Source organism: Rhodococcus phenolicus (assembly GCF_001646785.1).
GTDB classification, from domain to species: Bacteria; Actinomycetota; Actinomycetes; order Mycobacteriales; family Mycobacteriaceae; genus Rhodococcus; species Rhodococcus phenolicus.
The window spans coordinates 119,473-127,126 of sequence record NZ_LRRH01000031.1 but is presented as its reverse complement, the minus strand read 5'-3'; the positions used below and the strand labels follow the sequence as shown (position 1 = coordinate 127,126).

Sequence of the window (7,654 nt, the reverse complement as noted above, 5' to 3'; positions counted from 1 at the left end):
GGTGCTCGCCGAGTACACCGACGACCCCGGGCAGCGCGCCGAGCTGCAGGGGCTCCTGACCGACGAGCGGTATCGCGACGAGGTCGCCCTGCCCAACGTCTCGGTTCTCGACCTGCTCGAACGCTTTCCCGCCTGCACGGTCCCGTTCGAGAAGTACCTGGACATGCTGCCCCCGCTGCAGCCGCGGTACTACTCGATCTCGTCGTCGCCGTCGACCGATCCGGGCACGTGCAGCCTCACCACCGGGGTGCTGCGCGCCCCCGGCCGCTCCGGCGACCGCCCGTTCGCAGGGGTGTGCTCGAACTATCTGGCGGACATGGCGCCGAACAGCACGATCTTCGTGTTCCGGCGCCGGCCGACCATCCCGTTCCACCCGCCGGCCGATCCGGGTGTGCCCATGATCATGGTCGGCGCGGGGACCGGCCTCGCACCGTTCCGCGGGTTCCTCCAGGAACGCGCCGCCCAGCGGGCACGGACCGGCTCGGCGGCGCGGTCGCTGTTGTTCTTCGGCTGCCGGTGCCCCGGCTACGACGACATCTACGCCGACGAACTGGCGTCGTATGCGTCGAGCGCCGACGTCGGCGTGCACGTCGCCTACTCGCGGCAACCCCGGGACGGCCGCCGATACGCGCAGGACGAGATGCTGGCCCATCAGGACGAGATCTGGGATCTGGTCGGGCAGGGTGCGTCGATCTTCGTGTGCGGCAACGCCCGCACGCTCGCTCCCGGTGTCCGTGCCGCCCTCACCCGGATCGCCGCCGGCAAACGCGGATGTTCCGCCGACGAAGCGCAGACATGGCTGTCCGGCCTGCGCACCGAACATCGCTTCCTCGAGGACATCTGGGGTGGCAGCTGAGGCCGGACCGGCTCAGGGCTGCACGACGACCGCCTTCCCGACGACCCGCCCCTCGCCCAGGGCACGCAGCGCCGCGGCGGCATCCGTCAGTGGGTAGGTGTGCCCGACGAACGGTCGCAGCCCGGTGCGCACATGGTCGTCGAGTGCGTTCTGCAGCCGGGGCAGGTCCCCGGGGTGCGTCCGGATCCATTCGCCGAACGCCGCACCGACGACGGAGATGTTCCGCAGCAGCAACCTGTTGACCTTCACCGACGGGATGTCACCGGCCGCGAACCCCACGACCGCGAGACGGCCACCGGGTGCGAGCAACCGCACCGCATCGTCGAATGCGCTGCCGCCGATCGGGTCGACGACGATGTCCACCCGATCGACGCCCGCGAGTCCGCGGATGCGCTCGTGCCAGCCGTCTCGCAGTGCGACGACGTGGTCCGCTCCGATCGCGCGCAGGTGCTCCTCGGTCCCCTCCCGGCGAACCACCGCGATCACCGTGGCGCCGTGCGCCTTTGCGATCTGGATCGCGGCGGTGCCGATTCCGCCTGCCGCGCCCAGCACCACGACGGTCTCCTCCGGGACCAGCGCTGCACGGAACCCCAGGACGAATTCCATCGTCCGGTAATTCATCGTGATCGCCGCGCCCTGCTCGAACGTGAGCTCGTCGGGCAGGCGGGCGACCCGCGACGGCTCGATCGCCACCCGTTCGGCGTAGCCGCCCAGAGTGGTCGTCGACGTCACCCGGTCGCCCACCGCGAACCCGCTGCCGTCGGGCGCGGTGAGGACGACGCCGGCGACCTCCGCTCCGAGCACGAACGGCGGTTCCGGACGGAACTGATAGCGGCCGCGGGCGATGAGCAGATCCGGATAGGACACACCGGTCGCCCGGACGTCCACGAGAACCTTTCCGATCGAATCGGGTTCCGGGACATCGTGGATCCGCAGGTGTTCGGGCGCGGCGTATTCGGTGACGAGCAGGGCTTTCATGCGGCGCTGCGTCCGCCGTCCACTGCGAAGATGCCACCGGTCGTCCAGTTGGATTCGTCGCTCGCGAGATAGACCGCCATGTTGGCGATGTCCTCGGGCTTGCCGAGCCGCCTGAGCGGGAACCGCTGCGCGATCTCGTTGTTCTTGATCTCCTCGTTGCCGTCCACCGGAGCGTCACCGCGTTCGGCCCGCGACTTGTAGACGAACGGCCCGGGAACCGTGCCGGGGCAGATCGCGTTGACCCGGATGTTGTCGGGCCCGTAGGTCACGGCCATCTGCTTCGTCATGGCGGTCACGCCGCCCTTGGCGGCCGTGTACGGGAAGATCCCGTTGATGCCGATCAGCGCCGCCATGCTGGCCTGGTTGATGATCGAACCGGATCTGCGCTCGATCATGTGCGGGAGAACGGCCTTGGCGCACAACCACACGCTCTTGAGGTTCACCGCGATGACGCGATCCCAGTGGTCCTCGGTGATGTCGTCGGCGGAACCGTTTCCGGTGATACCGGCGTTGGAGAACAGGACATCGACATGACCGAACCGTCCGATGGTCTGCGCGACCATGTCGTCGCAGGCCGCACCGGACGTGACGTCCACCCGGAGTGCGAACGCCCGGGCGCCGAGGGCGGTCAGCTTGTCGGCCACCGCTTCGGCAGCGGCGAGATCGAGATCCACGACGGCGACGGATGCGCCCTCCTCCGCGAAGCGCACGGCGGAGGCCAGGCCCAGTCCCGAACCGGCTCCGGTGATGATCGCGGTCTTGCCCTCGAGTCGTCCACGAGTACTCATGTTGTTTCCTTCCGTGCGAATGTGCCGGTGCTCAGCGCGTGGTGGCGGTGACATGCCGGGTGCGGCAAACGGTGTCGAGCATGTCGTCGATCTGTTGATCGGAATAACCGATCTCGGAAAGGATTTCGCGGGTGTGTTCGCCGAGTCCGGCGCTCGGCCCGCGGAATGTCGCGGGTGTCCCGGACAGTCGCAGCGTCACTGCGATCTCCCGGCACCAGCCGTACTCCGGGTGATGGTGTTCGACGACGCGTCCGGATTCGGTGGCCCATTCCTCCCACAGCAGTTCCGGCATCACCGGGTGATCCGACGGGATCTCCACCGGGACACCCGCTTTGTCGAGCAGGTCGAAGGCGGTGGCTGTGTCGAGGGTCGCGAAGCGCTGCTCCAGCTCGGCGGTGAGTTCGGCCGCGTGGGCGGCGCGCGCGGCGCGGTCCCGGAATCGCGGGTCGGTCGCCAGGTCCCCCGAGCGTAGTGCGTCGGTGAGGGCGGTGAACTTCGAGTCACCGAACACCGCGATCATCACCCATCCATCGGCCGTGCGGTACAACCGGTAGAGCGGTGAGAGCCCGGACTGCGTCGCGTCGAGCTGATGTCCGCGCACCGGTTCCCCGTCGGCGCCGACCGCGAACTCACTGCGGACGAAGAGGCTCGAGTGCAGCTGCGGGCTCTCCACGTACTGGCCTTCGCCGGTGAAGGTGCGGTGCACGAGAGCGAGCAGCACCGCTGTGGCACCGAGGAATCCGTTGTAGAGGTCTTCGTTGCCGAGCACCCGGCGGATCGGCCGGTTGCCTTCACCGGCGCCGATGAACGGCAGGCCCACGAGCGCCGACTGCAGCGGCGCGAAACTTTTGAGCTTCGACTTCGGTCCGCTGGACCCGAATCCGGGCAGGTACGCGTAGATCAGATTCGGGTTGATCGCCTTGAGCTGTTCGTAACCGAGGCCGATCTTCTCCGCCTTGCCCGGCCGGTAGTTGACCAGCACGATGTCGGCGTCCGCGACGAGTTTGTGCGCGACCTCTCGCCCTTCGGGGGTGCGCAGGTCGATCGCGAGATTGCGCTTGCCCCGCTGGGATGCCTCGAACAGGTCTCCGAGCGGTCGCATCTGGTCCCCGACCAGTGGTTCGACCTTGATGACGTCGGCGCCCTGATCGCACAGCAGCCGGGCACCGAATCCGGTCGCGAAGAACGAACTGAAGTCGACGATCTTGATGCCGCTCAATGCCGACGACGGTGCCGGTTCGCCCTGCGTGGTCCGCGTCCACTTGCCGGCGCGCCGGACCGCGCCCACGCGGTCGTTGTGTTCACCGACGCGGGGTGCGCGTCGTGGCTTCGCCGGCGGCGTCTCCGCCAGGCGGATCACCGGTCCGAGGACCTTGATGGTGCCGTGCTCGTCGTCCTCGAGATCCACGACGAGATCGGCATGTTCGACCTGTTCGTCCCGCAGGGTCTGTTCCGGTTGCAGAACCGGCAGAGCGGCGATGTCGTTGGCATGCAGCAGGTCGAGCCATTCCTGGCGGGGTCGGGTGGCGAAGACGGCGGGGACTTTCTCCCGCGCGATCACGTACTCTTCCTCGCTCAACGGAACCGACATCTCCGGGCCGTCGATCGCGGGGGTGACGTCGCCGAATCCGAGCAGGTCCATGAGCTTCTTGTAGGAGCCCGGGCCACCGGTGTGTGGGACGATCCATTCACCGTCGGAGCACTCGAACGGATCGGTGATCAGCCGGGTGTTGCCGAACCCGGCGTGCTTGCCGCTGCGGGCCAGGTAGGAGATGTCCTTCTCGTTCCACCACCAGCTCATCGACGAGATGGTGAGCATGCCGTCGAGGAGCGAGGTGTCCACGTGCTGCCCGGCACCCGTGAAATGCCGTGCGCGCAAGGCGGACAGGATGCCGATGACGGTGAGGAAGGCGGTGCCGTACGAGACGGTGGGATGACCCAGGAAGATGGGGCCGTCGCGATGGCCGCGCTGCTCGGCGGTCTGGCCGAGTCGCGCGTTGAGGAGCGCCTCGTATCCGGGACGGTCGGCCAGCGGCCCGACGTTCCCGTAGCCGGTGACCGAGGTGTGGACGAGGTCCGGGCACGACGTACGGACCTGCTCGTAGCCGAAGCCCAGCGCCTCGGCGCGCCCGGATCCGAAGGACTCGAGGAAGACATCGGCATTCTGCAGCAGGCCGAGCAGGCTCTTCCTGCCTTCATCGGTACGGACGTCGAGCTCGACGCTCCACTTTCCGCGATCGAGGATCTTCCGCAGGTTGGGGTTGACGGTGGACCCGTCCCCGGGTCGCTCGACCTTGATCACCGTGGCGCCGTAGTCGGCGAGGATCATTCCGGCCAGCGCCGTGGGCATTCCCCAACTCGCATCGACGACGACGAGACCATCCAGAGGACCGGACATGGCTTCCTTTCTGAGGACGGCGCAAGGGGCACCGACCGGATCGCAGAGTTCCGCAGGGCCAGGCGAGAAGGCTGCCAACTAAGTTATTCAAACTAATTGTTAGCATCGTTAAGGATTGTGGCGTACGCCATAGAGGTGCGTCAAGAGTGTTCTGGAACTCCGTCGTCCCGAGGTCTCCGACACCGGTCCTTTCGGCACGCGACGTACCCGACCACCGCGGTAAAGCCGGTCCTGCAGGGGAATTGCTGCCTATACTCCCGGCATGCTGATCATCGGGATCATCCTGTTCGGATTGCTCGCCGGCGCGATCGCCCAGCTCCTCGTGGGCAAGTCCGGTACCGGAATCGATTGGACCCTGGCGTTCGTCGCCGGCGTGATCGGTTCTTTTGTCGGGGGCCTGGTCATCAGCCTGCTCGCCGGCGACGGGCTCGCGCTGCGCCCCAGCGGCATCATCGGCTCGATCGCCGGTGCGATCATCGTGACCGCCCTGTGGTCCTGGTGGAGAACGCGCTCGGCGTCGACGGCCGACTGAAACCCCCGCCACCGACCACGCGCGGCTCGCCGACGCCCGCCGGCGCATCGGGTGGACGACATTCGCATGCGGTACGCGTTTCCGCCGCCGGGAGCGCACTACCGGACGTACCGTGAGCCGATGATCACCGGCATGCACACCCTGGTCTACTCCGACGACCCCGACGCAACCCGCGCGTTCTTCCGCGACGTGCTGGGGTTCACCTTCACCGACACCGGCGGTGGATGGCTCATCTTCCGCACCGGACCGTCCGAACTCGGCGTGCACCCGACGACGGGCGTGCACGAGGGCGTCGAGTACACCTCGCCGCGGCAGCACACGATCTCGCTGATGTGCGACGACCTGGACACGACGATGGCCGAATTGTCCTCGAAGGGTGCGCGATTCACCCGAAATGTGCGCGACGACGGGTACGGCCTCACCGTCGAGGTCGCGGTACCCGGCGCCGACGACATTCTGCTGTTCCAGCCGCGCTACGATCCGCCGGCTTTTCTCTGACCGCCGTCAGGCAGGCGAGCGCGGCGCCCCCGCACCCGGGTCGATCCGCACCGGGCCGTCCGCCGTGGGCGTCACCGGGAAGTCGAAGATCGACGTCGGAATGTAGACGGTCGCACAGGAGTTGGGGATGTCGACGACCCCCGACAACCGGCCTTCGATCGGCGCCGCCCCGAGCAGAAGATATGCCTGTTCCGGGCTGTAGCCGAACTTCGTCAGGTATTCGATGGCGTGCAGGCACGCCCGCTGGTACGCCAGTTGCGAATCGAGATAGCGCTGTTCGCCGTCGAGTGTCACCGACGTGCCGGAGAAGGCGAGCCACTCCGAGAAGCGCGGATCGGTGGTGCCCGGCATGAAGATCGCGTTCTCGCTGACACCGTAGGTGTCCATGCCACCTCGGATGATGTCGACGCGCAGATCGATGAACCCACCCATCTCGATGGCACCGCAGAACGTGATCTCGCCGTCACCCTGCGAGAAGTGCAGGTCGCCCACCGACAGGTTCGCGCCGTCGACGAACACGGGATAGAAGATCCTGCTGCCCTTCGTCAGGTTCTTGATGTCCTGGTTGCCGCCGTTCTCCCGCGGCGGCGCGGTCCGTGCTCCCTCTGCCGCGACCCGGTCGAAGTCCGCGCCGGTCAGGCTGCCGAGGATCGCTCCGTTCGGCTCGGGTGGCAATGCCAACGGCGGCACCCGGTCCGGATCGGTCGCGATCAGTGCGGCCTCACGGGTGTTCCACGTCGAGAGCAGGTCGTGCGACGGGGCGGTCCCCATCAATCCCGGATGCACGATGCCGGTGAACGAGACGTGCGGGATGTGCCGGCTCGTCGCCGTCTGTCCCGAGAAGTCCCAGATCGCCTTGTATGCGTCCGGGAACTGGTCGGTGAGGAAGCCGCCCCCGTTGGGCTTGGCGAAGATCCCCGTGTAACCCCAGCCCTGACCGGCGAGCGGACCCGAGTCCTCCTGCGGGATCGGGCCCAGGTCGAGAATGTCGACGATCAGCAGATCGCCCGGCTTGGCCCCTTCGACCGCGAACGGGCCCGACAGGGCATGCACGGTGTGCAGCGGCGCATTGCGGATGTCGTCGGCCGAATCGTCGTTGTGGATCGCCCCGTCGAACCATTCCCGGCAGTGCACCCGGAAGGAATCCCCGGGTTTGACGGTCGCGACGGGCGGGATGTCGGGGTGCCAGCGGTTGTGACCGATCTTGTCCTGATCGGTGAAGCGGCGGGTCGAATCGAGCGGGAAGACGACGTCGGGCACGAAACCTCCTGGATGTGCGACTTCAGGGACGAGGAAGCGAGCGGTGCCTGGGATCCGTCGTGACGGGCCGCGACGGTCCTCGCGGGGTCCCCGGCAACGCACCCGACACGACACCGGGCTCGGACGCGGTGCGCGCTGCCGCATCGTGCATGCGCATTGCCGCCGACGCTCCGCGTCCGAGGCGCGGTACGCCGAGGACCCGGGGAGCCGACCGGGAGCAACGGGGACACGGTGTGGCCGCGCCGACTGCGCTCATCGACATCGACAGGTCGAACGAACCACAGTCGGTGCATCGGAATTCGTACAGCGGCATCGGCATCCGTTCCTCGCATTTCGGGTGACCC

The 7,654-nt window shown here is 67.6% G+C and carries 8 protein-coding genes; 3 read left to right on the top strand and 5 right to left on the bottom strand.

Annotation, left to right across the window (positions count from 1 at the left end):
• Window positions 1-856: ferredoxin reductase domain-containing protein (locus A8G15_RS10070; RefSeq protein ID WP_483826450.1), on the top strand; the 856-nt coding region annotated here is incomplete at its 5' end.
• A gap of 12 nt (window positions 857-868) precedes the next feature.
• On the opposite strand, the gene A8G15_RS10065 is transcribed toward A8G15_RS10070, so the two are convergent.
• From A8G15_RS10065 to A8G15_RS10055, 3 genes are read right to left on the bottom strand one after another with little or no spacing between them, the layout of a single operon-like run.
• Entirely contained in the window at window positions 869-1,834 is a 966-nt protein-coding gene (locus A8G15_RS10065) for an NADPH:quinone oxidoreductase family protein (protein WP_068158627.1), read from the bottom strand.
• The gene (locus A8G15_RS10060; protein WP_068158625.1) at window positions 1,831-2,622 is read right to left on the bottom strand and encodes an SDR family NAD(P)-dependent oxidoreductase; all 792 of its coding nucleotides are present in this window, start codon (window positions 2,620-2,622) and stop codon (window positions 1,831-1,833) included. Before A8G15_RS10060 ends, A8G15_RS10065 begins: the two co-directional genes overlap by 4 nt.
• Window positions 2,623-2,653: 31 nt before the next feature.
• Complete coding sequence (locus A8G15_RS10055) at window positions 2,654-5,020, bottom strand: CaiB/BaiF CoA transferase family protein (protein ID WP_068158623.1); 2,367 nt, start codon at window positions 5,018-5,020, stop codon at window positions 2,654-2,656.
• Between the two features lie 262 nt (window positions 5,021-5,282).
• On the opposite strand from A8G15_RS10055, the gene A8G15_RS10050 reads away from it, so the two are divergent.
• A complete protein-coding gene (locus tag A8G15_RS10050) occupies window positions 5,283-5,552 on the top strand; it encodes a hypothetical protein (protein WP_068158616.1) in 270 nt (89 codons plus the stop codon).
• A 120-nt stretch (window positions 5,553-5,672) separates the two neighbouring features.
• Window positions 5,673-6,050, top strand: a complete 378-nt coding sequence (locus A8G15_RS10045) for a VOC family protein (protein ID WP_068158658.1) — start codon at window positions 5,673-5,675, stop codon at window positions 6,048-6,050.
• A 6-nt stretch (window positions 6,051-6,056) separates the two neighbouring features.
• Here A8G15_RS10045 and fmdA read toward each other — a convergent pair whose 3' ends face one another.
• Complete coding sequence (gene fmdA / locus A8G15_RS10040) at window positions 6,057-7,310, bottom strand: formamidase (protein WP_068158615.1); 1,254 nt, start codon at window positions 7,308-7,310, stop codon at window positions 6,057-6,059.
• A gap of 22 nt (window positions 7,311-7,332) precedes the next feature.
• On the bottom strand, window positions 7,333-7,623 hold the full coding sequence (locus tag A8G15_RS29800; protein WP_169833879.1) for a zinc ribbon domain-containing protein: 291 nt from the start codon (window positions 7,621-7,623) through the stop codon (window positions 7,333-7,335).
• Between the last annotated feature and the right edge of the window lie 31 nt (window positions 7,624-7,654).

What these genes read in the sequence shown, in the direction of transcription:
- A8G15_RS10045 (WP_068158658.1), top strand. Translation starts at nt 5,673, where the DNA reads ATGATCACCGGCATGCACACCCTGGTCTACTCCGACGACCCCGACGCA.
- A8G15_RS10060 (WP_068158625.1), bottom strand. Translation starts at nt 2,622, where the DNA reads ATGAGTACTCGTGGACGACTCGAGGGCAAGACCGCGATCATCACCGGA.
- A8G15_RS10065 (WP_068158627.1), bottom strand. Translation starts at nt 1,834, where the DNA reads ATGAAAGCCCTGCTCGTCACCGAATACGCCGCGCCCGAACACCTGCGG.
- A8G15_RS10050 (WP_068158616.1), top strand. Translation starts at nt 5,283, where the DNA reads ATGCTGATCATCGGGATCATCCTGTTCGGATTGCTCGCCGGCGCGATC.
- A8G15_RS29800 (WP_169833879.1), bottom strand. Translation starts at nt 7,623, where the DNA reads ATGCCGCTGTACGAATTCCGATGCACCGACTGTGGTTCGTTCGACCTG.
- A8G15_RS10055 (WP_068158623.1), bottom strand. Translation starts at nt 5,020, where the DNA reads ATGTCCGGTCCTCTGGATGGTCTCGTCGTCGTCGATGCGAGTTGGGGA.